Origin of the sequence: Pseudonocardia sediminis, assembly GCF_004217185.1 — a bacterium.
Lineage (GTDB): Bacteria > Actinomycetota > Actinomycetes > Mycobacteriales > Pseudonocardiaceae > Pseudonocardia > Pseudonocardia sediminis.
On record NZ_SHKL01000001.1, the window covers coordinates 3,773,817 to 3,800,067 of the forward strand.

General features: G+C 73.6%; 30 protein-coding genes. 11 read left to right on the plus strand and 19 right to left on the minus strand.

Annotated features, from left to right (window positions below; genetic code table 11):
* Positions 1-5: 5 nt before the first annotated feature.
* Genes EV383_RS17385 through EV383_RS17395 form a run of 3 tightly spaced genes read right to left on the minus strand, consistent with a single transcriptional unit; the run spans position 6 to position 2,138 of the window.
* Positions 6-356: a cupin domain-containing protein gene (locus EV383_RS17385; RefSeq protein ID WP_130290884.1), complete on the minus strand. Its 351-nt coding sequence runs from the start codon at positions 354-356 to the stop codon at positions 6-8.
* A complete protein-coding gene (locus tag EV383_RS17390) occupies positions 340-1,662 on the minus strand; it encodes an MFS transporter (RefSeq protein WP_130290885.1) in 1,323 nt (440 codons plus the stop codon). The genes EV383_RS17385 and EV383_RS17390 overlap by 17 nt, the downstream gene beginning before the upstream one ends.
* Entirely contained in the window at positions 1,659-2,138 is a 480-nt protein-coding gene (locus EV383_RS17395; protein ID WP_207223564.1) for a MarR family winged helix-turn-helix transcriptional regulator, read from the minus strand. The genes EV383_RS17390 and EV383_RS17395 overlap by 4 nt, the downstream gene beginning before the upstream one ends.
* Before the next feature lie 139 nt (positions 2,139-2,277).
* Between EV383_RS17395 and EV383_RS17400 the strand changes: the two genes are divergently transcribed.
* Positions 2,278-2,838 carry a DUF6197 family protein gene (locus EV383_RS17400; protein ID WP_130290886.1) on the plus strand — a complete coding sequence of 187 codons (561 nt, stop codon included), beginning with the start codon at positions 2,278-2,280 and terminating at the stop codon, positions 2,836-2,838.
* Between the two features lie 24 nt (positions 2,839-2,862).
* On the opposite strand, the gene EV383_RS17405 is transcribed toward EV383_RS17400, so the two are convergent.
* Both EV383_RS17405 and EV383_RS17410 read right to left on the minus strand, forming a co-directional pair.
* Positions 2,863-3,351 (minus strand): MarR family winged helix-turn-helix transcriptional regulator, encoded by a 489-nt coding sequence (locus EV383_RS17405; RefSeq protein ID WP_130290887.1) that lies wholly within the window; start codon positions 3,349-3,351, stop codon positions 2,863-2,865.
* Positions 3,352-3,373: 22 nt separating this feature from the next.
* Entirely contained in the window at positions 3,374-3,607 is a 234-nt protein-coding gene (locus tag EV383_RS17410; RefSeq protein ID WP_130290888.1) for a hypothetical protein, read from the minus strand.
* Positions 3,608-3,715: 108 nt separating this feature from the next.
* Here EV383_RS17410 and EV383_RS17415 point away from each other — a divergent pair, with 108 nt between their 5' ends.
* Positions 3,716-4,192 carry a nucleoside deaminase gene (locus EV383_RS17415; protein WP_130290889.1) on the plus strand — a complete coding sequence of 159 codons (477 nt, stop codon included), beginning with the start codon at positions 3,716-3,718 and terminating at the stop codon, positions 4,190-4,192.
* Between the two features lie 309 nt (positions 4,193-4,501).
* On the opposite strand, the gene EV383_RS17420 is transcribed toward EV383_RS17415, so the two are convergent.
* The 6 genes from EV383_RS17420 to EV383_RS17445 all read right to left on the minus strand — a co-directional run bounded on the left by EV383_RS17420 (position 4,502) and on the right by EV383_RS17445 (position 9,142).
* Positions 4,502-5,572 carry a maleylacetate reductase gene (locus tag EV383_RS17420; protein WP_130290890.1) on the minus strand — a complete coding sequence of 357 codons (1,071 nt, stop codon included), beginning with the start codon at positions 5,570-5,572 and terminating at the stop codon, positions 4,502-4,504.
* Between the two features lie 58 nt (positions 5,573-5,630).
* A complete protein-coding gene (locus tag EV383_RS17425) occupies positions 5,631-5,927 on the minus strand; it encodes a hypothetical protein (RefSeq protein ID WP_130290891.1) in 297 nt (98 codons plus the stop codon).
* Between the two features lie 124 nt (positions 5,928-6,051).
* Positions 6,052-6,531, minus strand: coding sequence for an SRPBCC family protein (locus EV383_RS17430; protein WP_207223565.1), 480 nt, complete (start codon positions 6,529-6,531; stop codon positions 6,052-6,054).
* A gap of 46 nt (positions 6,532-6,577) precedes the next feature.
* The gene (locus tag EV383_RS17435) at positions 6,578-7,345 is read right to left on the minus strand and encodes a class I SAM-dependent methyltransferase (RefSeq protein WP_130290893.1); all 768 of its coding nucleotides are present in this window, start codon (positions 7,343-7,345) and stop codon (positions 6,578-6,580) included.
* A 44-nt stretch (positions 7,346-7,389) separates the two neighbouring features.
* Positions 7,390-8,424 carry a methylenetetrahydrofolate reductase gene (locus EV383_RS17440; RefSeq protein ID WP_165438382.1) on the minus strand — a complete coding sequence of 345 codons (1,035 nt, stop codon included), beginning with the start codon at positions 8,422-8,424 and terminating at the stop codon, positions 7,390-7,392.
* Between the two features lie 61 nt (positions 8,425-8,485).
* Positions 8,486-9,142 carry an ANTAR domain-containing protein gene (locus EV383_RS17445; RefSeq protein ID WP_130290894.1) on the minus strand — a complete coding sequence of 219 codons (657 nt, stop codon included), beginning with the start codon at positions 9,140-9,142 and terminating at the stop codon, positions 8,486-8,488.
* Between the two features lie 131 nt (positions 9,143-9,273).
* On the opposite strand from EV383_RS17445, the gene EV383_RS17450 reads away from it, so the two are divergent.
* Positions 9,274-10,224, plus strand: coding sequence for a TIGR03557 family F420-dependent LLM class oxidoreductase (locus EV383_RS17450; protein ID WP_130290895.1), 951 nt, complete (start codon positions 9,274-9,276; stop codon positions 10,222-10,224).
* A 7-nt stretch (positions 10,225-10,231) separates the two neighbouring features.
* Here the strand turns inward: EV383_RS17450 and EV383_RS17455 are convergent, their stop codons facing one another.
* Positions 10,232-10,912: an IclR family transcriptional regulator gene (locus EV383_RS17455; RefSeq protein ID WP_165438383.1), complete on the minus strand. Its 681-nt coding sequence runs from the start codon at positions 10,910-10,912 to the stop codon at positions 10,232-10,234.
* Positions 10,913-11,037: 125 nt separating this feature from the next.
* Between EV383_RS17455 and EV383_RS17460 the strand changes: the two genes are divergently transcribed.
* From EV383_RS17460 to EV383_RS17475, 4 genes are read left to right on the plus strand one after another with little or no spacing between them, the layout of a single operon-like run.
* Positions 11,038-12,249: a CaiB/BaiF CoA transferase family protein gene (locus EV383_RS17460; protein WP_130290897.1), complete on the plus strand. Its 1,212-nt coding sequence runs from the start codon at positions 11,038-11,040 to the stop codon at positions 12,247-12,249.
* Entirely contained in the window at positions 12,246-12,986 is a 741-nt protein-coding gene (locus EV383_RS17465; RefSeq protein ID WP_130290898.1) for an acetoacetate decarboxylase, read from the plus strand. Before EV383_RS17460 ends, EV383_RS17465 begins: the two co-directional genes overlap by 4 nt.
* Complete coding sequence (locus EV383_RS17470; RefSeq protein WP_130290899.1) at positions 12,983-13,942, plus strand: 3-hydroxyacyl-CoA dehydrogenase NAD-binding domain-containing protein; 960 nt, start codon at positions 12,983-12,985, stop codon at positions 13,940-13,942. The genes EV383_RS17465 and EV383_RS17470 overlap by 4 nt, the downstream gene beginning before the upstream one ends.
* On the plus strand, positions 13,939-15,174 hold the full coding sequence (locus EV383_RS17475) for an acyl-CoA dehydrogenase family protein (protein WP_130290900.1): 1,236 nt from the start codon (positions 13,939-13,941) through the stop codon (positions 15,172-15,174). Before EV383_RS17470 ends, EV383_RS17475 begins: the two co-directional genes overlap by 4 nt.
* A 57-nt stretch (positions 15,175-15,231) precedes the next feature.
* Here the strand turns inward: EV383_RS17475 and EV383_RS17480 are convergent, their stop codons facing one another.
* Complete coding sequence (locus EV383_RS17480) at positions 15,232-16,029, minus strand: hypothetical protein (protein ID WP_130290901.1); 798 nt, start codon at positions 16,027-16,029, stop codon at positions 15,232-15,234.
* 96 nt (positions 16,030-16,125) lie between these two features.
* On the opposite strand from EV383_RS17480, the gene EV383_RS17485 reads away from it, so the two are divergent.
* Both EV383_RS17485 and EV383_RS17490 read left to right on the plus strand, forming a co-directional pair.
* Positions 16,126-16,470, plus strand: coding sequence for a hypothetical protein (locus EV383_RS17485; protein ID WP_130290902.1), 345 nt, complete (start codon positions 16,126-16,128; stop codon positions 16,468-16,470).
* Between the two features lie 108 nt (positions 16,471-16,578).
* Positions 16,579-16,980, plus strand: a complete 402-nt coding sequence (locus EV383_RS17490) for a hypothetical protein (RefSeq protein ID WP_130290903.1) — start codon at positions 16,579-16,581, stop codon at positions 16,978-16,980.
* A 10-nt stretch (positions 16,981-16,990) separates the two neighbouring features.
* On the opposite strand, the gene EV383_RS17495 is transcribed toward EV383_RS17490, so the two are convergent.
* The 5 genes from EV383_RS17495 to EV383_RS17515 all read right to left on the minus strand — a co-directional run bounded on the left by EV383_RS17495 (position 16,991) and on the right by EV383_RS17515 (position 23,228).
* A complete protein-coding gene (locus EV383_RS17495; protein ID WP_130290904.1) occupies positions 16,991-17,854 on the minus strand; it encodes an NAD(P)-dependent oxidoreductase in 864 nt (287 codons plus the stop codon).
* A 71-nt stretch (positions 17,855-17,925) separates the two neighbouring features.
* Entirely contained in the window at positions 17,926-19,128 is a 1,203-nt protein-coding gene (locus EV383_RS17500) for a PucR family transcriptional regulator (RefSeq protein ID WP_130290905.1), read from the minus strand.
* Positions 19,125-19,997 carry an alpha/beta fold hydrolase gene (locus EV383_RS17505; RefSeq protein WP_242623161.1) on the minus strand — a complete coding sequence of 291 codons (873 nt, stop codon included), beginning with the start codon at positions 19,995-19,997 and terminating at the stop codon, positions 19,125-19,127. The genes EV383_RS17500 and EV383_RS17505 overlap by 4 nt, the downstream gene beginning before the upstream one ends.
* The gene (locus EV383_RS17510; protein ID WP_130290906.1) at positions 19,994-21,694 is read right to left on the minus strand and encodes a PHA/PHB synthase family protein; all 1,701 of its coding nucleotides are present in this window, start codon (positions 21,692-21,694) and stop codon (positions 19,994-19,996) included. Before EV383_RS17510 ends, EV383_RS17505 begins: the two co-directional genes overlap by 4 nt.
* Positions 21,695-21,728: 34 nt before the next feature.
* Positions 21,729-23,228, minus strand: a complete 1,500-nt coding sequence (locus EV383_RS17515) for a long-chain-fatty-acid--CoA ligase (protein ID WP_130290907.1) — start codon at positions 23,226-23,228, stop codon at positions 21,729-21,731.
* Positions 23,229-23,431: 203 nt separating this feature from the next.
* Between EV383_RS17515 and EV383_RS17520 the strand changes: the two genes are divergently transcribed.
* Complete coding sequence (locus EV383_RS17520; protein WP_130290908.1) at positions 23,432-24,211, plus strand: IclR family transcriptional regulator; 780 nt, start codon at positions 23,432-23,434, stop codon at positions 24,209-24,211.
* On the plus strand, positions 24,208-24,408 hold the full coding sequence (locus EV383_RS17525; RefSeq protein WP_130290909.1) for a hypothetical protein: 201 nt from the start codon (positions 24,208-24,210) through the stop codon (positions 24,406-24,408). Before EV383_RS17520 ends, EV383_RS17525 begins: the two co-directional genes overlap by 4 nt.
* On the opposite strand, the gene EV383_RS17530 is transcribed toward EV383_RS17525, so the two are convergent.
* Entirely contained in the window at positions 24,372-26,198 is a 1,827-nt protein-coding gene (locus tag EV383_RS17530; RefSeq protein ID WP_130290910.1) for an ABC transporter ATP-binding protein, read from the minus strand. The genes EV383_RS17525 and EV383_RS17530 overlap by 37 nt on opposite strands.
* Positions 26,199-26,251 lie beyond the last annotated feature (53 nt).

Below are 26,251 nucleotides of genomic sequence, written 5' to 3' on the forward strand. Positions count from 1 at the left end.
AGATCCTATTCGCCGACCCAGAACGTGTCGTGACGGACCATGAACTCGGCCCGGCCCTCGCGTTCCATCTCTTCGCGGCGGGCCGCGTCGGCGAGGACCTCGAAGTACTCCTCGCGGGGCGCGCCGGGCGCGAAGTGCAGCAGCATCGACGCGGGAGCCCCGGACTCGTTGCGGAAGCCGTGGATCCCGCCCTCCGGGACGTGCACGAAGTCGCCCGGTGCGCAGTCCACCCAGCGGGTGCCGTCGTAGATCCGGATCGTGCCGGTGAGCACGTAGAACGACTCCGAGATCGAGCGGTGGAAGTGCGGCGGCGGACCGGCGGGTAGGGACGGGACAGGCTCATGGCCGACGATCATGCATCCGGGCCTCCGGGGACGCCGGCTCGGCGTCGGGGGTGGGAGGAACGGCGGGGTCGGCCGCGACCGCCCCGCGACGGATCGTCAAAGCCCCCAGGCCCGCGGCGACCAGACAGGCGACCGCGCCCAGGGCCAGGCCACCGCGCCCGCCGAAGTGCTCGCTGACCCATCCGGCGATCGGGCCGCCGATCGGCGTCGACCCCAGGAACGCTACGGCCCACAACGCCATCACCCGTCCCCGCATGTGCGGGGCGGCGGCGAGCTGCAGCGTGCTGTTGCCCTGCGACAGGAACGCCACGCTCACGGCCCCGACCAGCGCCATCGCCACGAGCGCGGCCCAGAGCGTCGGTGCGGCCGCCGCTGCGGCGAGGACCACGCCGAACGCCGTCGACGTCCACACCATGGCCTTGATCCCGGTCCGGCCGCGCGCGGCCACGACCAGTCCCCCGGCGACGGCACCGGCGCCCATCGCCGCGGTGAGGAAGCCGTAGGTGCTGCCGTCCCCGCCGAAGGTCTCCGACGCCACCACCGGCAGCACGACCTGGAACTCGTAGGCCAGACACCCGACCAGCGCCATCATCAGCAGCGGGACGGCCAGCGCCGGGGTCCGCCGCACGTAGGCGAAGCCCTCCCGCAGCTGCCCCGGTTTGCGCGACGCGGGTTCGGTCGGGTTCAGCTTCGAGACGTCCAGGCGCAGCAGCGAGACCACCACGGCCACGAAGCTCGCCGCGTTGAGCAGGAAGCAGAACCCGATCCCGCCGGTGGCGATCACGATCCCGGCCACCGCGGGCCCGACGGCGCGGGCCGAGCTGGCCAGCACCGAGTTCAGGCTCACGGCGTTGCGCAGGTCGTCCGGGCCCACCATCTCCAGCACGAACGCCTGCCGGGCCGGGTTCTCGAAGCAGTTGTTGAGCCCGAGCAGCCCGGCGAGGACGAACACGTGCCAGAGCCGCACCGTCCCGGTCACGGTGAGGACGCCGAGCAGCAGCGCCTGCACACCCATCATCGTCTGCAGGCCGATCATCAGCTTGCGCTTGTCCAGCCGGTCGGCGACGACGCCGCCGTAGGGTCCGAGCACCAGCATCGGCAGCGTCTGGACGGCGATCACCGTGCCGAGCACGGCCGGCGACCCGGTCAGCTGGTAGACCAGCCAGGACTGGGCGACGGTCTGCATCCACGTCCCGACCAGCGACGTGGCCTGGCCGGTGATGTAGCGGCGGTAGTTCGGGTTGGCCAGCGAGGCGAACGTCTGCCCGCGCAAGGTGCGCAGCGGCGTGACGACGCGGTCGTGCAGCACCGCCCTCATCGAGCCTGCTCGTCGGCGAGTGCGGTGTCGCGGACCGGGCGGGGGCCGAGGACGTCGGCCAGGGCCTCGATCGCGGGCAGGGCGTCGAGCAGGTCGCGTCCGTGGCTCTCCGGCATCCGGCGCAGGTGCTCGCCGAGGACGCGGGTCCGTTCGGACCGCAGGTGCTCCTGGGTCCGCAGCCCGTGCTCGGTGGCGGCGACCCGGACGACCCGCCGATCTCCCGGGTCGGTCTCGCGGGCGAGCAGGCCCCCGTTCTCCAGCTTGCCGACGATCCGGGACAGCATGGTCGGGTTGACGCCCTCGATCTCGGCGAGCTCCCCCATCGCGATCGGCCCGAGCCGGGACACGGTGCCCAGCACCGAGACCTGCGTGCGGGTCATGGCGTCGCCGCGGACCTGACGGTCGACGGTGCGCCCGATCCGGGCCAGCGCGATCCGCAGCCGGGCCAGGTCGTCGTGGTCGAAGACGTCGGGCACGTCGATCCCCCGTTCTTTGCCTGCCGGCAAGCATACACCGGGCCACCGGGCGCATCCGGAGGTCCCCCGCCGTTTCCGCACTGGGCGGATCCGGGTCGCGCGGGTCACACTCGGAGAGGTCACACCGAGGAGCGCAGCCATGAGCGAGACGACCGTCGACCGCCGCACCGCACGCACCCGGCCGGGGCCCGCCGTCCAGGACGCACCGTCATCGTCCCCACCGGTGGCTGCGCCGCTGTCGGTGACCGGGCCGCCGTCGGACCATGCACGGATCCGGATCGTGCTCGAGGCCGCGCGCGCCGTGGTCGAGCGGGGCTGGCTGCAGAACGGCTGGTACGAGACGGCACCGCGCCCGCTGTGGCGCAAGCTGCTCGGCCCGTTGCCGACGCCGGACATGCTCGAGGGCGCGTGCCTGGTGGCCGCGGTCGCGGTGGCCGGGCACTCCGGTGGTGCGTTCACCCAGCTCGACCGGGACTCGGGCCCGGCGATCGACCGGGTGTGGGACGCCCTGCGGGAGCTCCGCGGGCGCCGCGCCGAGGAGACCGGCGCGGTGCCGCCGATCGTGCGGCGGGCCCGGATGCGCGAGCTCGTCCGCTGGAACGACGCGCCCGGCCGCACCCGCGACGAGGTACTGGGACTGCTCGACCGTGCGATCAGCCGCACGATCCTCGACGACGTCCGGGCCCCGTCCGTCCGCTGAGCCGGGGCCGGACGGGCCCGGACGTCAGGCGACGTCGGGGCCCTCCTCGACGGGCAGCGGACCGGTCTCGGCGCGGCGCAGGCGAGCGGCCAGCAGGTGCAGGTCGTCGCGCATCCGGGCCAGCTCGTCGGCGGTGAGGCCGGTGGCGTCCTGCACCCGCGACTGCACGGCCGCGGCCCGGTCGCGCAGGGCCGCGCCCTCGGCGGTCACCGAGACCTCGACCGTCCGCTCGTCCTCGGGACGGCGGTGTCGCGCCACCAGGCCACGCGTCTCCAGCCGCCGCAGCAGCGGCGACAGGGTGCCGCTGTCCAGGAACAGCCGGTCCCCCAGATCTCCCTGGGTCACCGCGCCGTTCTCCCAGAGCACCAGCAGCAGCGCGTACTGGCTGTAGGTCAGGCCGAGGGTGTCGAGCAGGGGCCGGTAGCAACCGGTCATCGCCCGCGACGCGGAGTGCAACGCGAAGCAGAGCTGCTCGTCCAGGGTGAAGGGAGCCCTGGGGCCGACGGTGTCCATCACCCCAGACTAGGCGCACCCCTCAGTTCGTCTCCCCCCGCTCGGCACGGACCTCGGCGCCGGACTCCTCGTCGAAGGTCGGCTGCCCGGCGACGCGCCCGACGTACTCGCCGGTCTCGCCACTGCCGGTGGTCGAAGCGCTGTCACCCTCCTGCGTGTCGGCTCCCCCGGTCGGCCGGCTGTTGGCCAGGGTGGGGTTCTTCTCGACGTCCTCGGCCGTGTCGTGGCCGAGCTTCTCGCGCAGACGGTCCAGCATGGGTTCTCCTTCTCGAAGCGGGTCGGGTCACACGGGGTACCCGTGCCCCGGCCCGCCACACCCGACCCGCGACATCCCCGATCGACCACCCCTGAGCCGAGGAGCCCCATGGACGAGCACGACCGCTCCCACCTGCGCCGCTGCGTCGAGCTGGCCGCCGAGGCCCTGGACGCGGGCGACGAGCCGTTCGGCTCCGTCCTGGTCTCCGCCGCCGGTGACGTGCTGGCCGAGGAGCGCAACCGGGTCGCCTCCGTCGACGCGACCCGCCACCCGGAGTTCGAGCTGGCCCGGTGGGCGGCGGAGCACCTGCCGCCCGCCGAGCGGGCGGGTGCGACGGTCTACACCTCCGGCGAGCACTGCCCGATGTGCTCGGCGGCGCACGCGTGGGCCGGGCTCGGGCGCATCGTCCACGTCGCGTCGGCGCGCCGGCACGCGCAGTGGCTGCAGGAGTGGGGTGTCGGAGCCGGGCGGGTCCGGGCCCTGCCGGTCAACGACGTCGCCCCGGCGGTGCCGGTCGAGGGGCCCGACCCCGACCTGGAGCCGGAGATCCGGGAGCTGCACCGGAGGTTCCACGGCGGGCGGTGAGCCTCAGGCCCCGCCGGGGCCGGTACGGATGAAGGGGCCCGGGTATCGGCCGCCCCCGAAGCGGTCGATCCCCGGGCCCCGGTACCGACGGACACGGTGGCTCCCCAGCACCCGGTCCGTCGCATGGTCTTGTGACAGGTGAGTTCCCGCACTTGTGGCGACAACACACGTTGTGGACGAGGATCACCCAGGTCGACCAACGGCCGACGTGATTCTCGCTACGGTAACCCTTTTACGTGGCCCGACGGGGTGAATTTCGAGAACGTTGCCGGTCCGCGACCACGCGGCCCGTCCGCCGATGGGGAGACCTCAGGAGTGCGGGACCGGAGATGCGCCGGTGAATGCCGCGGCCAGGATGGCCCGGACGCCCTCGGGCGTCACCGGGCGCGGGTTCGCGTAGGGGTCGGCCGTGGCGAGCTCGACGACGCGCTCGACGCCGTCCGCGGGCAGACCGAGGTCGGCGAGCGACCGCGCCGCTCCCAGCTCCGCCACCAGCGCGTGCACCCGCGCCGGGACGTCGTCGGTCCCCAGCGCCTCGCGCAGGGCGGCGTCGGCGGCCGGGGCGGCGGGCAGGTTGAACGCCAGCACGTGCGCCAGGACGTTGGCGTGGGTGGGCGCGTGCGGCAGGTCGAACGTCCCGCCGAGGGTGTGGCAGAGCTTGTGGTGCAGCGACATCGTCGCCGACGCCAGGCACCAGCCGGCGAGCCAGGCCCCCTGCATGACCTCCGCCCGGGCGTCCACCGAGGCCGGGTCGGCCAGGACCTTCGGCAGGCCGGTGACCAGCGACCGGGCCGCTCCGGCCGCGACCAGCGAGGTCACCGGCGAGACGTCCGGCGCGTAGAGGGTCTCGGCCGCGTGCGCCAGCGCGTTCAGCCCGCTCTCGGCGGTCAGACGGACCGGCATCGACAGCGTCAGCTCGGGGTCGTAGACCACCGTCACCGGCAGCACCCGGGGGTCGTGCCCGGTGCGTTTGACCCCGTCGGTGGTCATCCCCCAGATCGGCGTGGCCTCCGAGCCGGAGTACGTGGTGGGCACGGCCAGCAGCGGGATGCCGGTGTCCCGCGCGACGATCTTGCCCAGGCCGACGGCCGATCCCCCGCCGACCGCGACGCAGCCGTCCGCGCCGAGCTCGCGGGCCGTGGCGACGGCGTGTGCCGCGACGTCGGACGGGACGTGCATCACCGCGTGCGGGTGCAGCCCGGCCAGCCGGTCCCCCAGCGTCGCCGCCGTCTCGGCGGCCAGGTCCGCCCGGCCGGGCGTGGTGACGACCAGGACCCGGCGCAGACCGAGCCGCTCGGCCTCGGCCCCCAGCTCGGCCCGGCGGCCGGCGCCGAACACCACACGGCCCGGCCGTCCCTGGTACTCGAACCGATGCTCCACGCCCCACCCCCGCCGGGCGGCGTCCACCGCGGTCGTCGCCCGGCGACGACCGTAGTACTCAGTCCCGGCCCGCCTCGGACCGGCGGAACCGCACGACCGCCACGGCGCGCAGCGGGACCCGGAACTCCTGCACGAGCCGGTCGAGGTAGACGAACGCGGCCCGGCTGTTCTGCGGCACGCGGACCCAGTCGTAGGTCGCGTCGTTCTCCAGCTCGTGGTCGTTGACCTCGCGCTCGAAACCCGGGACCGGCCACCGCGCGCCCGCCGCGCGCCGGTTCACCCGCAGGAAGACCGGGCCGTCGTCGTACACGCCGGGCGCCGGGACCGTCTGTGCGATCCGCCGGTACCCGATCACGACTCCGCCTCCGCCATGCCCATCACCCGTGCCTTCCCAGAGTCGCCGTGCAGTGACCCCAGGTGATCGGGCGACGGGAGGAGGGCGGTTCGGGCCGGAGGTCGGAGATACCCAATTCTGGGTATCAGGCCGGGATGTCCTTGTCCTGCACCGTCCGCGCGAGGATCCCGAGGGTCGCCTTGAGCGCCTGCTCCGAGATGATCGGGAAGACGTTCTTCTCCCGCCACTCCGGGTGGATGTCGGACCAGTCGTAGTAGGAGGTGACGACCGTGCCGTCGGCGGAGGGCTCGAGGCGGTAGCCGTAGACGTGCCCGATGATCGGCCGGGACACCCCGATGATCGTCCAGGCGATCTCGCGGTCCGGCTCGTAGGCGGTGATCTTCACGGTCACGTCGTAGCGGCCCATCGGCCGGTCGCCGAGGGACTCCCGGTCCATGTGCACCACGAACTCGTCACCGACGGCGGTCACCGGCTCGCCGGTCGCGGCCATCAGCATGCCCGAGCTGTCGATGGCCACGTGACCGTCCGGGTCCCGCAGCACGCGGAAGATCGTCGCCGGGTCCGCGGTGATGGTGCGCCTGACCTCTATCCGTTCGTCGCTCACGGGACCGATCCTGCCACCGGGACACCGTCCCGGCCGGGCGGGATGATCACTGCCGGACGGCGTGGAGCAGCCGGACGACGACGTGCCCGTCCTCGGCCAGCGTCGCCAGCCGTTGCGACTGGTCCTTCGCCTCGACGAACCGGGGGTCGTCGCCGTGCGCCCGTTCCAGCGCCTCGCCGAACTCCTCGGTGCGCCGGGTCCAGTCGGCCGGGGGTTCCGGCAGGTCGTCGACGTCGACCTCGGCCCGCAGGTCGAACCCGTTGTCGCGGAGCAGCTCCCGCAGCGAGTCCGACGTCGGGAACGTGTTGCCCTCCGGTGCCCCGGCGGGCCGTTCCTCGTCCCCGACGACGACGAGCAGCCCGAGCGGGCCGTCGGCGCGCAGCACGCGGTGGATCTCGGTGAGCAGCGCGTCCTTGTCGTCCATCGTGCAGACCACGCCCAGGCACCAGACCGCGTCGGCCGCGCCGTCGGTGAACGGGAGGCGCCCGCCGTCGGCGACCACGGCCGGCAGCCCGAACAGCCGCGACGCCGAGCGGCACGCGCCGACCATCGGGTCCGCGACGACCGGGGACGCGCCGGTGTGCTCGACGGCGTAGCCCGCCGGTCCCCCGACCCCGCCCCCGACGTCGACCAGACGGGTCCCCGCGCCGATCCCGCACGTGCTCAGCAGCCAGTCCAGGCCCGCCGGGCTGGCGCTGCCGCGGCAACCGGCCGGGATCGCGTACTCGGGGCCGAGATCCTGCACGACGCCCTCGGTCCAGCGCGCGACCGTGTCGAACTCCGCTTCCATCGGCGTCTCACCGTTCGTACCCATCCGACGCGGCTACCCGGTCGGGACCGGTCCATCCTCGCCGGCGGTCACGTCCCGGAACGGATCCGACGGCCGATCTCGGCCTTGATCGCGGTCGACTCGGCGAGCCCGGCCGACGTGCCGCGACCGGAGAGGTTCACTCCGGCCACCCCTTCGACGGCGATCAGCTCGCGGGCCTCGGCCACCGCAGCGGCGATCCCCGCCTCCACCGGGTCCGCGGCGGTCAGCACGTCGGAGACCCGGTCCGGGTCCAGCTCGAGGCCCGGGTAGGCCTGTAGCCGCCGCGCCGAGGCCTCGTCGGTGTAGACGGCGACCCCGGCGACGATCGGCAGGGACCCTCCCTCGTCCCGCACCGCGGCGGCGAACGCCGCGACGTGCTCGGCCGACCCGGCGTGGTTGAGCACCGCCAGCTGGGCGCCCGCCCGCTGCTTCTGGGCCAGCCGGCCGGGACGGTTCCCGCGGGGCGGGGCGTCCGGCGCCTCCGGGACGGCGACGGCGAGCCCGGCCGCGGCGGCGAGTGCGGTGAGACGGGTGCCGTCGAGGTCGAACACCGGCGTGACGTCCGGGCGCACGCCGGGGGCCCGCCCGTCGCCGGTCGCGCAGAACACGCCGTCGGTCCCGATCGCGGCCAGGCCGGCGACCTCCTGCTCCAGGACGACGCGGTTGCGGTCGCGGCAGGTCAGGGTGATCCACGGGTGCCCGCCGGCCTCACCGACGAGTGCGGCGAGCATCGTCGGCGGGAAGTCGGGCTCGTCGTGGTGCTCGCCGACCAGGATCGCGTCACAGGCGCCCGCGAGGACGGAGACGGTCCGCTGCAACGTCGCGGCGTCGTAGGGCGGGACGGAGAGGTCGGTCAGCACCACCGGCCGCCCGCGGGTACGGACGAACAGGTCGGGTTCGGGGCGCGGCGGGGCCGGCGGCCCGGCCCAGGGCACCGGGCCCGGCGCGGTGGCGAACGGGCACGGCACCGGGGCGACCTCACACCCCAGGTCGGCGCGCACACCGCCGCAGGGCCCGTAGGTCATGTGCTTGGGGCAGCCGACCGTCGCCGCCGGGTCGTCGCGTGCGGTGGTGGACGGCATCGGGGGGCGCATCGTCGTCAGGTACCCGGCGGGCGGCGGGCCGGAAACCGCCCGGAGTCCCTCAGGAGAGCGGCGGCTTGCCCTGGCCGGTCAGCCACGTGGCGATGTCGAGCAGCGACGTGTCGGTGTCCTGCGCGCTGCTGACCAGCATCGCGTAGGCCTGCTCGTCGTCGAGGCCGAACCGCTCCATCAGGATCCCGGTCGCCTGCCCGATCACGTCCCGCGTGCCCAGGATCTCGATCAGCCGGCCGACCTGCTGCCCGCCGTAGAGCGCCACCGCGGCCTGCAGCACGAACACCATGCCGACGGTGCGGCTCGGATCGCCCAGCACCCCCGACCGGCCGGCGTGGAAGGACACGGCGGCCGGCGCCGCGCCCGGGGGCGCCATCACGAACGACAGGACGCTGCGCACCCCGCTGCGCCCTGCCGTCCCGGCGTAGTCCGGCCAGCGCTCCGCCGCCTCGGTCTCGACGTCGTCGAGCAGGATCGTCGTCGTGCGCCGGGCCAGCATCGCGTCCACGCACGGCCCCTCGTCGCACGCCCAGCCCCCGACGAGTCGCTCGAGGCGGGGACGGCCGGTCGTGACGGCGTCGTCGCGCAGCACGGTGACCACGGCCCCGTCGGCGCCCGGCACGTCGCGGACGGCGTTGTCGAGGATCTCCCGCAGGCCGAGTCGCAGCCGGTCGTCGTGGTCGTCCATCGAGTCCCCCTCGATCACGCACTCCCCGGCCGGTGCCCCGGCCCCGCCTCTCGGTCCGACGTGCCGCACACGTCCGGGCGTGCGGTGCGCAGGAGCGTACAAGAACCTGATCCACGGTTCACGACGCCCGGTACGGGTACCTCGCGGACATGACGAGCTTCGGGTACTTCCTGTCCTGCGAGGAGTACGGACCGCGTGACCTGGTCCGACAGGCCCGGATGGCCGAGGCGGCCGGGTTCGAGCGCCTCTGGATCTCCGACCACTTCCACCCCTGGGTCGACGCGCAGGGGCAGAGCCCCTTCGTCTGGTCGGTGATCGGGGCGCTGTCGGAGGCCGTGTCGATCCCGGTGACGACGGCGGTGGTCTGCCCGACCGTGCGGATCCACCCGGCGATCATCGCCCAGGCCGCCGCGACGGCCGCGGTGCAGCTCGAGGGCCGGTTCGTCCTCGGCGTGGGCAGCGGCGAGGCGCTCAACGAGCACATCCTCGGCGACCCCTGGCCCTCGATCGGCGTCCGCCTGGAGATGCTGGAGGAGGCGGTGGCGCTCATCCGTCTGCTGCACACCGGCCGTCAGGTCAGCTTCCACGGCAAGCACTACGAGGTGCACGACGCCCGGATCTACACCGTCCCGGACGAGCCGATCCCGATCTACGTCTCCGGGTTCGGGCCGCAGGCCACCGAGCTGGCCGCCCGGATCGGCGACGGCTACTGCACCGTCGCCCCGGACGACGAGATGATCCGGACCTACCGCGGCGCCGGCGGCAGGGGCCCGGCCCAGGCCGCACTGAAGGTGTGCTGGGCCGAGACCGAGCAGGAGGGGATCGAGACCGCGCACCGGACGTGGCCCAACGACATGATGGGCGGGCAGCTCGCGCAGATCCTCCCCCGGCCACAGGACTTCGAGGCGGCCGCCGCCACGATCCCGCTGTCGGCCGCGGCCGAGCAGTTCGCGTGCGGACCCGACCCCGAGCCCCATCGGGCGGCCGCGCAGGCCTACCTCGACGCGGGCGTCGACGAGGTCTACGTCCAGCAGATCGGCGGGCACCACGAGGAGTTCTTCCGCCTGTGGCAGGAGAAGGTGCTCCCGGCCCTGCGCTGAGCCCTGCTCAGTCGTCGCTCACCGCGTCGCGCAGCGTCGACGCGGTGGCCTCCACCCGCCCGTCCAGCACGCCGTGGCGGTCGGCGGCCGACACCGCGGCGACGACCCGGCCGTCCCGGTACACCGGCACCGCGACGGCGGTCGCGCCGGGCAGCAACGGCCCGCTGTCCCCGGTCTCGGCGCCCCGCTCCCGGGTGGTGGCCGCGCCGTCCAGCACGCCGACGACGGCGGCCGGGTCCCCCGGGTGGGCGGTGAGCGCGATCTCGCGGCGCGCGGCCTCCGGCAGGTGTGCGAACAGGACACGCCCGGCCGCGGTGTCGAGCAGCGGGCGTCGGACCTGGGAGGAGATCGCGACGTCGAACGCCTCGTCGGCGCCCGCCCAGTCGACGTAGACGGCGTCGTCCCCGACCCGCACCGCGAGCAGCACCGGGACGCCGAGACGCTCGCTCAGCGCCGCGAGGCCGGCGTGGCGCACCGACTGCACCGGCGGCAGGCCGGCCCGCAGCGCCAGGACGTACGGCGCGGGGCCGAGCGAGTACCGGCGGTCCCGCTCGTCGAGGAACCCGATGGCCGTGAGCCCGTCGACCAGCTTCTGCACCGACGACACCGGGGCGTCCACCGCGTGGGCCAGCCCGGTCAGCGTCACTCCCTCCGGCCGGCCCACCACGACGTCGAGCAGCGATGCCACCCGATCGATGGTCCGGTGATGCGCGTGCGGCCTATCCATATGGGTAACTCTATCTCACATTGCGTAGGTTTGTTTGCATGCCTAACGTTGTGACCACAGGAGAGAACGACAGCGGGAGGTCCGGGATGGACAACGGGACAGGCGCCCTGGCCGGCGTCCGCGTGATCGACCTCGCCTCGGTGGTGATGGGCCCGTACGCGACCCAGATCCTCGGCGACCTGGGAGCCGACGTGATCAAGGTCGAGTCCCCGGGCGGGGACATGGTGCGGCGCACGCACCCCCAGCGGAACCCGGGCATGGGTGCGCTGGCGCTGAACGTCAACCGGAACAAGCGCAGCCTCGCGCTCGACCTCAAGTCGGCCGACGGCCGCGCCGCGTTCCTGGACCTGGTCGCCACCGCCGACGTGCTGGTGACGAACATGCGCCCGGGAGCGCTGGACCGCCTCGGGCTCGACGGCGAGACGCTGACCGCGCACAACCCGCGGCTCGTGTACTGCCGCGCGCAGGGCTTCCGCTCGGACTCCGAGCTCGCCGACCGCGCCGCCTACGACGAGATCGTGCAGGCCTCGTCCGGCATGGTCGACCTGATGCGCCGGGCCACCGGGACGCCGTCCTACGCTCCGACGATCCTGGCCGACAAGGTCTGCGCGCTCACCATCGTCTACTCGGTGCTGGCCGCCGTCATCCACCAGAAGGCGACCGGGCGGGGCCAGGTCGTCGAGGTGCCGATGAACGACACGATGCTCGCGTTCAACCTGGTCGAGCACCTGTCCGGGCACACGTTCGTCCCGGAGGAGGGCCCGACCGGCTTCAACCGGTCGATGGCCGCCGGGCACCAGGCCGTCGAGACGAAGGACGGCTGGGCCTGCATCCTGCCCTACACCCCGGCGAACATCGCCGACTTCTTCCGCGCCGCCGGGCGCGAGGACCTGGCGACCGACCCCCGCTTCGCCGACGGCGCCGCCCTGTCCGCGCACCAGGAGGACCTCTACGCCCTGATCGCCGAGATGTCCCCGGACCGTACGACCGACGACTGGGCCCGGCTCTGCGCCGACCACTCGATCCCGTTCGCCCCGGTGCTCGCGATCGACGAGGCGGAGAACGACCCCTACGTCACCGAGGGCGGCGTGCTGACCGAGTCCGAGCACCCCACCGAGGGCCGCTACCGCTCGATCGGCTTCCCGGTGAAGCTCTCCGGGACCCCCGCCGGGATGCGCTCGCCGTGCCCGTCGCTGGGACAGGACAGCGTCGCGCTGCTGCGCGAGCTGGGACGCTCGCCCGAGCAGATCGACGCGCTGGTCTCCTCCGGTGTCGTGGTCTCGGGGGCGGCGTCGTGAAGGTCTCGGACATCCTCGCCGCGGGCACCACGCCGCTGACCGCGCCCGCATTCCCGGCCGGGTCGCACCGGTTCCTCGAACGCGAGTACCTCAACATCGTCTACCGCACCGACGCCGACGCGTTCCGCGCCGCCGTCCCCGAGCCGCTGACCGTCGACGAGCCGCTCGTGCGGTTCGAGGTCATGCACATGGGCGACGTCGACGGGTTCGGCCCCTACACCGAGTGCGGGCAGGCGCTGGCCGTGTCGTTCGACGGCGAGCGGGGCGAGTACCTGCACGGCATGTGGCTCGACAACGCCCCGGCGATCTTCGCCGGGCGCGAGCAGAGCGCCTACCCGAAGTCGTTCGGCACTCCGCGACTGCGCGTCGACGACGGGGCCCTGGTCGGGACGCTGCGCCTGGGCGAGCTGCCGGTCGCCACGGCGACGATGGCCTACAAGAACGCACCGCTCGACCCGGCGCTCGCCGCCGAGCAGATCGGCGTGCCGACGTGGATGGTCAAGCTCGTCCCCGGTCCGGGCCGGCCGTCGCTCGCCCGCCTGGTGCGCACGCAGATCAGCGACCTGACCGTGAAGCAGGCCTGGTCGGGACCGGCCCGGCTGCAGTTGTTCGACCACGTCCTCGCGCCCCTGGCGGACCTGCCGGTACGCGAGATCGTCTCCGCATCGCACGTGCTGACCGACCTGACGCTGGCGCCGGCCGAGACGGTGCACGACTACCTGGAGGACCGGTCATGAGGATCACCGAGGTGGGCGCCGGCACGATCGGCGTCTCCTGGACCACGCTGCTGGCCTTCCACGGCCACGACGTCACCGTCACCGACCCGCGGAAGGACCTGGCCGAGGCCGTCGCGACCGGCGTGCGCCAGTTCGCGCCGTCGCTGCGCGCCGACCCGGACGCCCTGCTGGCCCGGGTGCGCTGCGAGCCGGATCTGGAGACCGCCGTCGCCGATGCGGAGATCGTGCAGGAGCAGGGCCCGGAGGATCTGGACCTCAAACGCTCGCTGTTCGCCAGGATCGGCGCCGCCGCCCCGGCCACGACACCGCTGCTGACCTCGACATCCGGTCTGATGCCCACCGACATCGCCCGGGACCTCGACGACGCCGTCGCGGCCCGGCTGCTCGTCGCGCACCCGTTCAACCCGCCGCACCTGCTGCCGCTGGTCGAGATCGTCGCCGGCGACCGGACCTCGCGCGCGTCCCTGGACGTCGCCGCGGAGTTCCTGCGCTCGGCCGGCAAGGACCCGGTGGAGCTGCACCGGGAGGTCTCCGGGTTCGTGGCGAACCGTCTGCAGTCGGCGCTGTTCCGCGAGGCCGTGTCGCTGGTGCGCGACGGCGTGGTCTCCCCCGCCGAGCTCGACCGCGTCGTCACCGGCTCGCTCGGGCCGCGCTGGGCGACCGGCGGCCCGTTCCTGAGCTTCCACCTCGGCGGCGGCCCAGGCGGGCTGCGTCACATGCTCGAGCACCTCGGGCCGGGGATGGCGCGCCGCTGGGCCGATCTGGGGAACCCCTCCCTCGACGCCGGCACCGTCGACGCCCTGAGCAGCGCGACCGAACAGGCCTACGGCGACGACTACGCCGCCCTGACCACCGCCCGCGACCGCGCCGAGACCGCCGTGCTGAGCGCACGGCAGGCCGCCGGGATCGCGGGCGAGCAGACTGCAGAGCAGATGAACTCGGAGGCCACACGATGAGCAGCACGACCGGTCCGACCACCGTCCTGGAGCCGTTGCCCGGCGACTTCTACGGCTACCTCGAGCTCCTGGACCCCGAGGAGCAGGAGATCCTCGGCCGGGTCCGCCGCTTCGCCGAGGAGAAGATCGCCCCGGTCGCGGACGAGAACTGGGCCTCGACCACGTTCCCGCACGACCTGATCCCGGCGTTCGCCGACCTCGACATCGTCGGCCTGGGCCGCGAGTGGCCCGACCGCCGCTCCTACTCCAAGCTCCTGACCTCGTTCATCAGCCTGGAGCTGTCCCGGATCGACCCGTCGATGGCCACGTTCTTCGGCGTGCACACCGGCCTGGCGCTGTCCTCGATCGACCTGTGCGGGTCCGAGGAGCAGAAGGAGCGCTGGCTGCCGGCGATGCGCCGGATGGAGCTGATCGGCGCGTTCGCCCTGTCCGAGCCGCACGGCGGCTCCGACGTCGCGGGCGGTCTGGAGACCACCGCGCGCCGCGACGGTGACACCTGGGTCCTCAACGGCGCCAAGCGCTGGATCGGCAACGGCACGTTCGCCGATCTGACGATCGTCTGGGCCCGTGACGTGACCGACGGCGGCGACGGTGCCGTGCTCGGCTTCGTCCTGGAGAAGGACACGCCCGGCTTCACCGCAACGAAGATGGAGGGCAAGCTCGCGCTGCGCACCGTGCAGAACGCGGACCTGACCTTCGTCGACGCCCGGGTGCCGGAGGCGAACCGCCTGCAGAACGCGAACTCGTTCAAGGACACCAACCGGGTCCTGCGGGTCACCCGCGGAGGCGTCGCCTGGAACGCCGTCGGCGCGATGATGGGCGTCTACGAGCTGGCCCGCGACTACGCGCTCGAGCGCGAGCAGTTCGGCGCCCCGATCGCGTCCTACCAGCTGATCCAGGACCACCTGGTCACGATCCTCGGGCACCTGACGTCCTCGCTCGGGATGGCCGTGCGGGTCGCCCAGCTCCAGGACACCGACCGGTTCACCGACGAGCAGGCCGCCCTGGCCAAGCGCGAGTGCACGATCGCCCTGCGCGACGCCGCCGCGCGGGCCCGCGAGGTGCTCGGCGGCAACGGGGTGCTGCTGGAGAACAAGGTCACCCGGTTCTTCAACGACGCCGAGGCGCTCTACTCCTACGAGGGCACCAAGGAGATCAACACCCTGGTCGTGGGCCGGGCCATCACCGGCATCGGCGCGTTCGTCGGGCGCGCCCCCGCCAAGAAGCGCTGACGCACCCGTGCGCGGATATCGCTGCCAGGGCAGCGATATCCGCGCACGGGTCCGAGGTCACCCCAGCCGGGCGCGGCTCTCCCGCAGCCGCCCGGCGAGACCTGCCTCGCCCGCGCGGTCCATCGCCTCGGCGTAGGCGTCGAGGAACTCGGTGTGCAGGCCGGTGAGGTGCGCGGTGAGCAGCTCCGTCGCCGACCCGTGATCGCCGAGGCCGTGCCCGCGCCAGTCCGCGGCGGCGCGGACCAGGGGCAGGTGCGGGCCGTCGTAGTGCGCCACGGCGTCGGCGTTGAGCCCGATCCGGTGCGTGTGCAGCGTGTAGAGGAACCGCACCGGGAACAGCACCGCCTTGGTGACGGTCCGGGCCCCGCCCGCGACGAGTCCCGCCGGGTCCCGCAACGTGTCCTGGTAGGCGTCGTCGAACCGCGTCGCGGCGAACTCCGCACCCTCCCGGACCAGGGTCGCCCCGTCCGGCGGGACCGCGCAGGCGGTGACGTCGCGGCCGTGCAGCAGCCGCCCGGCGTCGATCAGGTCCAGGCGGTCGACGGCGGGGAGCCGTCCGTACGGGCCCGGCCCGTGCCGGACGCCGTCGAGGTCGGCCCAGAACACCGACAGGCGCCCGGACAGCGTCCCCGGCTCCCTCTCGCGCACCGCCGCCGTCACGGCCGCGACCTGCTCGGAGGTCCGCGGGCCGACCTCGGTCAGCACCAGGGCCACGTCCACGTCGCTGACCAGTGGCGCGAAGCCGCCGTGGGCGAGGCTGCCGAGCGCGTACACCGCGGCCAGCCGGTCGCCGAACACCTCCCGCGCCACATCCGTCGTCGCCGTCAGGACCGCGTCCGCGTCATCGAAGGCCATACCGCCGACGGTCGCACGGCCGCCGCCCACCGACTGCCGCGGCCCGTCACCCGAACGGATAGTTGCGTGATCACGGAAGGGGCGGATGATCACCCCATGCTCTACATCGGAGTCGCGGACATCCCCGGCTCGGACGACCACGAGGGGTACGTCGCCGGCCTGTCCGCCGACGGGTCCTACACCGACATCTGGACCGACGTCCGCCACGGGGGCACCCCGGGCCTCCTCGCCTACGCGCCCGCGTGCGAGTGCGGGTGGCACGGGCGGTCGCACCCGTCGGACCCCGGCGGCTACCGCGCCGCCGCCCAGGACTGGCTCTCCGAGCACTTCGCCGTGCTCGACCCCGCCCGTCCGGTGCTGGCCGGCCTCGGACGCCCGTTGTGCCCGGACACGGACTTCCTCATCGCGCCGGATCCGGCCCGCCACCGCACACTCGCCTGATCACCCTCCGCGGCCCGGCTCCCCGCCGCGGGCACACCCCGATCACACGCCGACCGGCCGACAATGCCCCGACCCGGACGTTCCGGTCGAGGTGAGGCGAGGAGCCCCATGACGCACAGCGCTACCCCCGTCGCCCGCACGTCCCGGGCGGTGACGGTCCTGCGGACGCTGCAGGTGGCCTCCGTGCTCACGGTGCTGAACCTGGCCGTCCAGTTCGTGACGGCCGGCGAGATGTTCCCCGGCGGCGGGCCGGAGGACATCCACGCGACCGGCGCGATCACCCTGCACGTGTTCACCGGCGTCGTCGCGATCGCCGCGATCGCCTGGTTCCGCCCGCTCGGCGGGGCCCTGTGGCCCGCGGTCCTGGCGTCGCTGGTGTTCGTCGCCTCGTTCGTGCAGGCCTACTACGGCGCACGCGACAGCCTCGGGATCCACATCCCGGGCGCGATGCTGCTGACCGTGGGCGCCGTGTGGATCCTGGCCTGGTCGTTCAGCAGCGCCCGCGACTGAGGACCGGGGCTCACCGGGCCCGGTAGGCCTCCACGACCGCGGCGGCGTCCTGCTCGCCGTGCCCGTCGGACGAGGCCTGACGCAGCTTCTCGATCATCGCGTCCAGCAGGCCGGTGCCGGTACCGGCCGTCCCGGCCGCCTCCCGGATCAGACCCGCGTCCTTGAGCACACCGTCCAGGGCGAACGACGGCGCGAAGTCCCCGTCGACCATGCCCGAGCCCTTGAGCTGCGCGTACGGCGAGTCCAGGGCCTGCCCGGAGATGGCGTCGAGGAACAGCTGCGGGTCCAGTCCCAGGTCCCCGGCCAGTGCCACCGACTGCGCGACGCCGTTGACGACCGTGGCCAGCCACGCGTTGACCACCAGCTTGAGCCGGCTCGCCGAGCCCGGGTCGTCGCCGACCCGCCGGGTCTGCGAGCCGATCGCCTCGAACACCGGCGCCGCCTGGTCCGCGGCGTCCGGCGGCCCGGACACCAGCACCACCAGCTCGCCCTTCTCGGCCGGCTGCTTCGTCCCGACGACGGGGGTGTCCAGGAACGCGACCCCGTGCTCGGCGGCCAGGCCCGCCAGCCGGTCGGTCCCGTCGACGCCGACGGTGCTGCACTGCGCCCACACCGCATCCGGGCCCATCTCGGGCAGCACGGGACCCATGGTGTCGGCGACGGCGTCCGCGTCGAACAGCATGGTCAGCACGACGTCCGCGCCGCGCACGGCGGCCGCGGCCGAGTCCGCGACGGTCGCACCGTCGTCGGCCAGGGCCTTCGCCTTGTCCGTGCTGCGGTTCCACACCGTCACCTCGAGCCCGGCGCGCAGCAGGCTGCGCACCATGCCCGATCCCATGATCCCCGTACCCAGCACCGCCACCGTGGGGCTCATGCCCACTCCCGATCTCTCGACGTCCGATCGACGCCGGGTTACCCGCGGGCGGACCGGTCCATGCCGTGGTGTCACCGACGTCCGGGAGACCGCCCCAGCCGCAGGGCCTGCAACGCGGCGGCGAGCTCGGCGACGTCGCGGGGCTCGGTGAACGAGCGCCCGGTCAGCTCCTGCAGCCGCCGGAGCCGGTAGCGCACCGTGTTGGCGTGGCAGAACAGCGCCGCGGCGGTCCGGTCGGCGGAGCCGCCGTGGTCGAACCAGGCCCGGGCGGTGTCGAGCAGCGTCGTCCGGTCCTCGGCCGGCAGATCGAACACCGCACCGAACACGGCGTCGACGACCCGGCGGGACTCGTCCGGGTCCAGCGCGACCAGCGCGGCCACCGGTCCGGGGTCGAACACCGCGACCTCCGCCCGCCCCGCGGGGAGGCCGGTCATCGCGATCCGGGCCAGGCGCAGCGCACGAGGTGCGTCACGCAGGGACGGCTGTACGGGGCTGACGCCGGCGCGGCCGCGGATCCCGTGCCCCAGGACGGCGACCACGTCGTCGAGCTCGTGGTGGCGCAGCGAGACGACGCCCGTCTGCAGCGGCGCACTGAGCCGCCAGGCCGAGGCGACGCCGCGCTCGGCGAGGCGCCGCTCGACGTGCGGCAGACCCTCCTCCGCCATCCCGGGCGTCTCGGCGACGACGACCGCGAAGCCGCCCTCGGCGGGCAGGCCGAGCAGCTGGGCCACCTCCCAGGGGCCGGCCTCCGGGCCGGGCTCGCCGGTGAACAGCGCCTCGGCCAGCGCCGACCGCCGCTGCTCACGGGCCACGAGCAGGTCCGCCGTCGCGGCGCGGTAGGCCTCGGTCACCGCGATCGAGTATTCGTCGCTGAGCTGCCAGATCACCCCGGCCGCCGCGACCAGGGTGTCGAGCACGGCCGGGTCCCCCTCGCGTCGGGCACCGTCGGCGAGCAGCTCCCACAGCGCGATGAACCCGGTGCGGAAGGCCCGGAGGACCTCGGGCAGTGGGACGCCCTGCTCCGCGCGCCGGCGTCCGGTCTCCCGTGGCGCGGACTCGTCCCCGGCCGTGGACGGGTCGCGGATCGCGGCGACCATGTAGCTGATGTTGTGCTGCACCGAGCGGCGCAGGTCCGCCCGGGGCACGACGTCGTCGTGCCGGTAGATCTCGATGTCGCGGACGATCGTGTCCACGTGGTCGGAGATCAGCGCCGGGACCCGGTCGGCGACGGCGTCGACCAGGCGGGCGAGGTCCGCGGCGGCCGGGGCGCTCACCCGGTCCCCGTCCCGCCGTTCCCGTTCAGGAACGTCTCGATCACCGGCGCCAGCTCGGCCGCGTCGGTCAGCAGGGCCAGATGTCCACCGGGGTGCAGGTGCAGCTGCGCCCGCGGCATCAGCCGCGCCATCAGCGTCGCATTGACGGCCGGGATCAGCGGGTCGTCGTCGCCGGAGATCACCAGCACCGGCCGGCGGATCAGCGGCAGCAGCGGCAGGCTCGTCCAGCCGCTGATCGCGAACAGCTGGTAGAGGTACCCGCGCTGCGACGTCGAGCCGGAGCCCTCGGGGTGCAGCGCGGCCACCGTGCCGTGCGGGTCCGTCCGGGCGGTGCCGCCGTAGAGGTCACCGGCCACCGACACCGCGAAGCCGGGATCGCGGTGCCGGCGCGGGGTGAGCATCGTGGCCAGTGTCCGGGGCTTCGCCGGCACCATCACCGACCCGGTCGCGGTCGCCACGAGCACCAGCTTCCGGGTCAGGCGCGGGTGCTGCAGCGCCATCTGCTGGGCCAGGCCGCCGCCCCAGGAGATCCCCAGGACGTCGGCCCGGTCGTAGCCGAGACGCCCGACGACCGAGGCGACGGTGGCCGCCAGCGTCGCGTACCGGTAGGGCACCCGCGGCGTCGGCGAGGCGCCGACGCCCGGGGCGTCGAACCGGATCACCGGGCGGTCCGGGTCCAGCTCGGCCAGCAGCGGGTCGAACAGGACGGAACCGGAACCGATGCCGCTGCACAGCAGCAGCGGCACCCGTCCCCGCCGGCCGGGACGGTGGGTCACCGAGAGGCGGCGACCGCGCACCGAGAAGATGCGGGTCACCTCGTCCCGGCCGGGCGTCCCGGCCCGGCCCGGCAGCGCGTTCCGGGCGGTCACGAGGCGTGCACGTATCGTCCCGGTGCGGGATCCAGCGGCGGGTCCTCGGCTCCCCCGGCCGCCTGCGGCGCGTCGCGCTCGTCGCCGGTGCGGGCGTGCAGCCACGCGCTGAGGTCCGGCCACCACGAGCCCTCGGTGGCCTCGGACTCCGCGAGCCACTCCTCGGCCGTCGGCGGGTGCTTGTCCGCCGTGCGGAACCGCGCCTTCTTGTTGCCCGGCGGGTTGACGATCGAGGCGATGTGTCCGCTGGTGGAGAGCACGAAACGCGACTCCCCGCCGTAGAGCCCGGTGGTGGCGTAGCAGTTCTGCCACGGGCACAGGTGGTCGGTCTCGCCGGCGGTGATGTAGGAGTCCACGTCGATCGCGCCGAGGTCGATCGGCGAGCCGAGCATGGTCGCCGCCCCCGGGTCGGCGAGGGCGTTGCGCTGGGCGACGTCGATGAAGTCGGCGTGCAGACCGGCCGTCATCCGGGTGGAGTCGGCGTTCCAGAACAGCACGTCGAACGGCTTCGGCGAGCGCCCGAGCAGGTAGCTCTCGACCCAGTAGTTCCAGATCAGGTCGTTGGGCCGCAGCCACGCGAACACCTCGGCCAGCGACCGGCCGTCGAGGTAGCCCTTGGCCTTCGACGCCGCGACGGCGGCCTCGGCGGCGGCCGGGGTGAGCAGCGCACCGGGCAGCCCGGCGTCCTCCTGGTCGAGCACGGCCACCGACAGCACCGACGCGGCCACGGTGTCGAGCTCGCCGCGGGCCGCGAGGTGCGCGATCACCATGGAGCTCAGGATCCCGCCCGAGCACAGCGCCATCATCGCGGTCCTCGGGGCGCCGGTGATCCGCCGGGTGGAGGCCATCGCGGCCAGGATCGCCTCGCCGTAGGTGTCGAAGTCCCACGCGGCGTGGCGCACGTCCGGGTTGCGCCAGGAGATCGCGAACACCTGGTGGCCCTGGCCGACCAGGTACTCCACCAGGCTGCGGCCGGGCGAGATGTCCACGACGTAGTACTTGTTGATCGTCGGCGGGACGATCAGCAGCGGCACCTCGCGGACCGTCTTCGTGGTCGGCGTGTACTGGATCAGCTCGAACACCGGGGTCCGGGCGACGACCGTGCCCGGGGTGGCGGCGACGGTCTCGCCGACCTCGAACGCGTCGGCCTCCACCATCGTCGGCACCCGGGGTGCGCTGGCCAGGTCCCGGGTCAGGTTCCGGAGCCCCTGCACGAAGTTCCCGCCGCCGGTGTCCACGACCGCGCGCAGCGCACGCGGGTTGAACAGCGGGTTGTTGCTCGGCGCGAGCGCGTCGGAGGCGTTGCCGACGGCGGCGCGCACCCGCAGCTCGTCGGTCTCCCCCAGCTCGGCGTCGGCGATCAACGCCTCCGCCGTCCGGGACAGCGCCAGGTAGGACTGCAGCGCCCGGCGCAGCAGCGGGTTGTCGTTCCAGGCCTCGTCGGAGAAGCGCCGGTCCTTCGTGTCCGGAGCGGCCTGCGACGTGCCCAGCGCGACCTCGCCGAGCTCGCCGACCAGCCCGCGGACGCGTCCGACGACCGCTCTCGGGTGCTGGGCGAGACCGGCCGCGAACCTCAGCGTGGACGCGCTCGGCAGGAACCGCTGCAGCGGGCCGCGGACGGCGTCGGTCAGCAGCAGGTCCAGCGGCGCCCCGACCGCGGCGGCGTGGTCGTGGTCGTCGTGGTGGGTGGTGCTCATGTCCCCTCCGCGGGAGAGAGTGCGTCGAGGAGGTTCATTCGACGACCACGTCGTCCGGGACGACGACGTCGCGGTGCTGGACCTTGCCGGTCGGGCCCTTGGGCAGGGCGTCGACCTGCCAGATGTGACGCGGGTACTTGTAGGCCGCGACCCGCTCCTTGACGAAGGCGCGGATCTTCTCGGCGTCGAAGGACTCGCCCGGCTTCACCGCGACGGCGGCGCCGACCTCCTGGCCCAGCTGGGAGTGCTCCAGCCCGACCACCGCGACCTCGGCGACGGCGGGGTACTCGTAGAACACCTCCTCGATCTCGCGCGGGTAGACGTTGTAGCCACCGCGGATGATCATCTGCTTCTTGCGGTCGACGATGAAGATGTAGCCGTCCTCGTCGATCTTGGCCAGGTCACCGCTGCGGAACCAGCCGTCCGGGATCGACTCCTCGGTGGCCTCGGGCCGCCCGTGGTATCCGGACATGACGCCCTCGCCGCGGATCGCGATCTCGCCGATCTCCCCGACCGCGACGTCCTCGCCCTCGTCGGAGAGCAGGCGGATCTCCATGCCGCGCACGGGCGTGCCGATCGAGCCGGGCTTGCGCTCCTGGCCGGGCTGGTTGAACGAGGCCACCGGGGAGGTCTCGGACAGGCCGTAGCCCTCCAGCACCTGGCAGCCGTAGCGCTCCTCGAACCCGCGCATGACCTCGACCGGCATCGCCGCGCCGCCGGAGAGGCAGGTCCGCAGACTGGAGGTGTCGTACTCGCCGTCGACGCCGAGCATCCCGACATACATCGTCGGCACGCCCTCGAACACGGTCACCTTGTGCTTCGCGATCGTCTCGAGCGCCTTCTTGGCGTCGAACCGCGGCAGCAGCGCCAGCGAGGCACCGGCCCGCACGGACGCGTTCAGCCCGCAGGTCAGCCCGAACACGTGGAACAGCGGCAGACATCCCATGACGACGTCGTCCGGGGTGGCCTCGATCAGCGTCTCGGCCGACGTCGCGGCGTTGGTGACCAGGTTGTCGTGGCTGAGCATCGCGCCCTTGGGCTGCCCTGTGGTGCCCGAGGTGTAGAGGATGACGGCCAGGTCGGAGCCGTCGCGCTCGACCTCGGACTCCAGCGGGTCGTTGGCGGTGCCCTCGTCGACCGGCACGCCGTCGGCACCGACGACCAGCGCCGGGATCCCGGCCTTCTCCGCGGCCTCGCGGGACGCGTCGGCCACCGCGTCCACCGCGACGACGGCGACGGCACCGGAGTCGGCGAGGTAGTAGTCGATCTCGCGGGCGGTGAGCAACGGGTTCATCGGCACGACGACGCAGCCGGCCAGCAGCGCGCCGTAGAACACCACCGGGAACGCCGGCAGGTTGGGCGAGACGAGACCCACCCGGTCGCCGGGCTGGGCGCCGAGGCCGCGGATGACCCCGGCGGCGGTGCGGGCCCGCTCCAGGAACGAGGCGTAGTCGACGGTCTCGTCGTCGACCCGCAGGGCGATCCGGTCGCCGTGGTCGGCGGCGGTGCCGACCAGGATGCTGGCAAGGTTCATGCGCTGCTCTGTCTCCGTCAATTGTGGACGTCGGGGTCACATGTGAACGTCGGTTCCGCGCATCGTGTCGCCTATCACACGGTTTGTCGACGTGGAGCGCGACAGCAACCGTTGTCCGTGGCGACAACGACCACGGGACGCGGCCGCGTGCGGTGCGCGCGGGCACCCGGGAGAGGATAGGACCGACGAGGGGAGCACGCTCGATGCCCGAGGCGGCGAAGCGCCCGACGCGCGGCGACGGCACGTCCACGGGCCCGGTCCTGGGCCGTGGCCTGCAGATCCTCGGCGCCTTCGACGCCTCCCGCCCGGCGATGACGCTCAGCGAGATCGCCCGGCACACCGGGATCCCGGTCTCCACGGTGCACCGGCTGCTCGGCGCGCTGATGGAGTGGGGCGCCCTCGAACGCGCCGACGACGGGAGCTACCGGATCGGGTTGCGCCTCTGGGAGATCGGCTCCCTGGCCCCGCGCAGCCAGGCACTGCGGGACCGTGCGCTGCCGTTCCTGGAGGACCTGTGCCAGGTCAGCCGGGAGAACGTGCAGCTGGCCGTCCGGGAGGGCGCCGAGCTGGTGTTCGTCGAGCGGATCGCCGGGACCGGCGCGGTCCCGGTGCTGACCCGGGTCGGCGGCCGGTTCGCCCTGACCAGCACCGGCGTCGGGCTGGTCCTGCTCGCCCACGCGCCGCCGGAGGTACAGGAGGAGGTGCTGGCCGGTCCGGTCGAGGCACTGACCCCGTTCACCGTCACCGACCCCGTCCGGCTGCGGGCGATGCTCGCCGACACCCGTACGCGGGGCTTCGCGGTCAGCGACCGCCAGGTCACCGACGACGCGTTGTCGGTGGCCGCCCCCGTGCACGACCGCGCCGGTGCCGTCGTCGCGGCGGTGTCGCTGGTCGTGCACGCCGGGTCGGTCCCGTCCCAGCAGCTCGCCACCCCCGTCCGGACGACGGCGCGCGCCATCTCCCGCGCGCTGGGAGCTCCGTGACCACGGGCTCCCCCGGCACCGTCCGCCCCGCTCTCGCCCTGCTGGTGGCCGGCGCGTTCTTCATGGAGATCATGGACGCGACGGTGATCGCCCCGGCCGCACCGGCGATCGCGGCGGACCTGGGTGTGGCACCGGTGTCGGTCGACGTCGCGGTGACCGCCTACCTGCTCACCGTCGCGGTGGCGAGGGCGGCGTAGCGGCCGGCGTTCGCCACCAGGGTGTCGTGGGTCCCGGTCTCGGCGATCCGGCCGTGGTCGACGACCGCGATCGCGTCCGCGTCGCGGATCGTGGACAGCCGGTGCGCGATGGTGATCGTCGTGCGGCCGCGCGACAGAGCGTCGAACGCGTGCTGTACGGCGCGCTCGGTCTCGGTGTCCAGGGCGCTGGTGGCCTCGTCGAGGACCAGCACCCTCGGGTCCCGCAGCAGCGTGCGGGCGATCGCGATCCGCTGTTGCTCCCCGCCGGAGAACCGGTGCCCGCGCGACCCGACGAGCGTGTCGTAGCCGTCGGGCAGGGCGGCGATCATGTCGTGCACCTGCGCGGCGCGGGCGGCGTTCTCGATCTCGGCGTCGGTGGCGTCGGGGCGGGCGTAGCGCAGGTTCTCCCGGACGGTGGTGTGCAGCAGGTAGGTCTCCTGGCTGACCACCCCGACGATCGAGGACAGGTCACCCAGGGCGATGTCGCGGACGTCGACGCCGTCGATCGTCACGCGGCCGCCGGTCGGGTCGTAGAGCCGCGCGACGAGCGAGGCCAGCGTCGACTTGCCGGAACCGGTCTCGCCGACCAGGGCCAGCGTGGTGCCGGCCGGGACGTCGAGGTCCACCCCGGCGACGGCGGCCGAGTCGCTGCCCGGGTAGGCGAACGTGACGTCGGAGAACCGCACGTGCCCGCGGACCGTCGCCGGGTCGACCGCGGCCGGGTGCTGCGGCTCGTCGACGTCGACGGTCAGGTCCAGGTACTCGAAGATCCGGGCGAACAGGGCGAGCGAGGCGATCAGCGAGACGCCGACCCCGAGCAGGCCCATGATCGGGCGGAACAGGCCCGCCTGCAGGGCCGTGAACGCGACCAGCGTGCCGATGCTCATGGCGCCCGCGGTGAACGGCAGGCCGGCGGCCAGGTAGATCACGGCCGGGATCGCGGCGAAGATGACCTGCATCGCGGCCATGCTCCAGCGCCCGGCCAGCTGCGAGCGCAGCTCCAGGTCGACCAGGCGGGCCGAGGAGTCGGTGAACCGGCGGGTGAGGGCGGGGCCGCTGCCCATCGTCTTCGACAGCAGCACCCCGGAGATCGACAGGCTCTCCTCGACGGTGACGTTGAGGTCGGCCAGCTCGCGCTGCTGGCGTGCGGTGACGGCGCGGCGCATCGCGGCCACCTTGCGGGTGATGACGACCGCGGGCGGCATGACGATGAGCGAGATCAGCGTCAGCTGCCAGGACAGGGCGAGCATCGCGACCGCGGTGGCGACGGCGGTGGTGAGGTTGGAGGCGACCGACGTGGCGGTCGAGGTGACGACGGACTGCATGCCACCGATGTCGTTGGTGATCCGGGACTGCACCTCGCCGGTGCGGGTCCGGGTGAAGAAGGCCATCGACTGGCGCTGCAGGTGGGCGAACACGCCGGTGCGCAGGCCGTGCATGATCTCCTGGCCGACCCGGGTGCTGATCCAGGTCTGGACGACGCCGAGGGCGGCGGTCACGGCGGCGACGGCGACCATCCCGCCGGCGAGCCAGGCGAGCAGGGTGACGTTCCGGTCGGGCAGCGCGACGTCGATGACCTCGCGCAGCAGGAACGGCGAGGCCATCCCGACGATCGACGACGCGACGATGATCGCGATGACGACGGCGAGCGGGCCCCGGTGCGGGGCGAACAGGGCGCCGATGCGGCGCAGGGAGACGTCACGGGCGGCGGCCTTGTCGGCGGCGGAGTTCTTCGTCCCGGGACGGCCCGGACGTCCGGGCGGGGTGACGGTGGGGGTATCGGTGGCCAAGGTGGTGGTCCTCTCGGTGGACTCAAGATTGCTGAGGTAACCTCATCATGAGG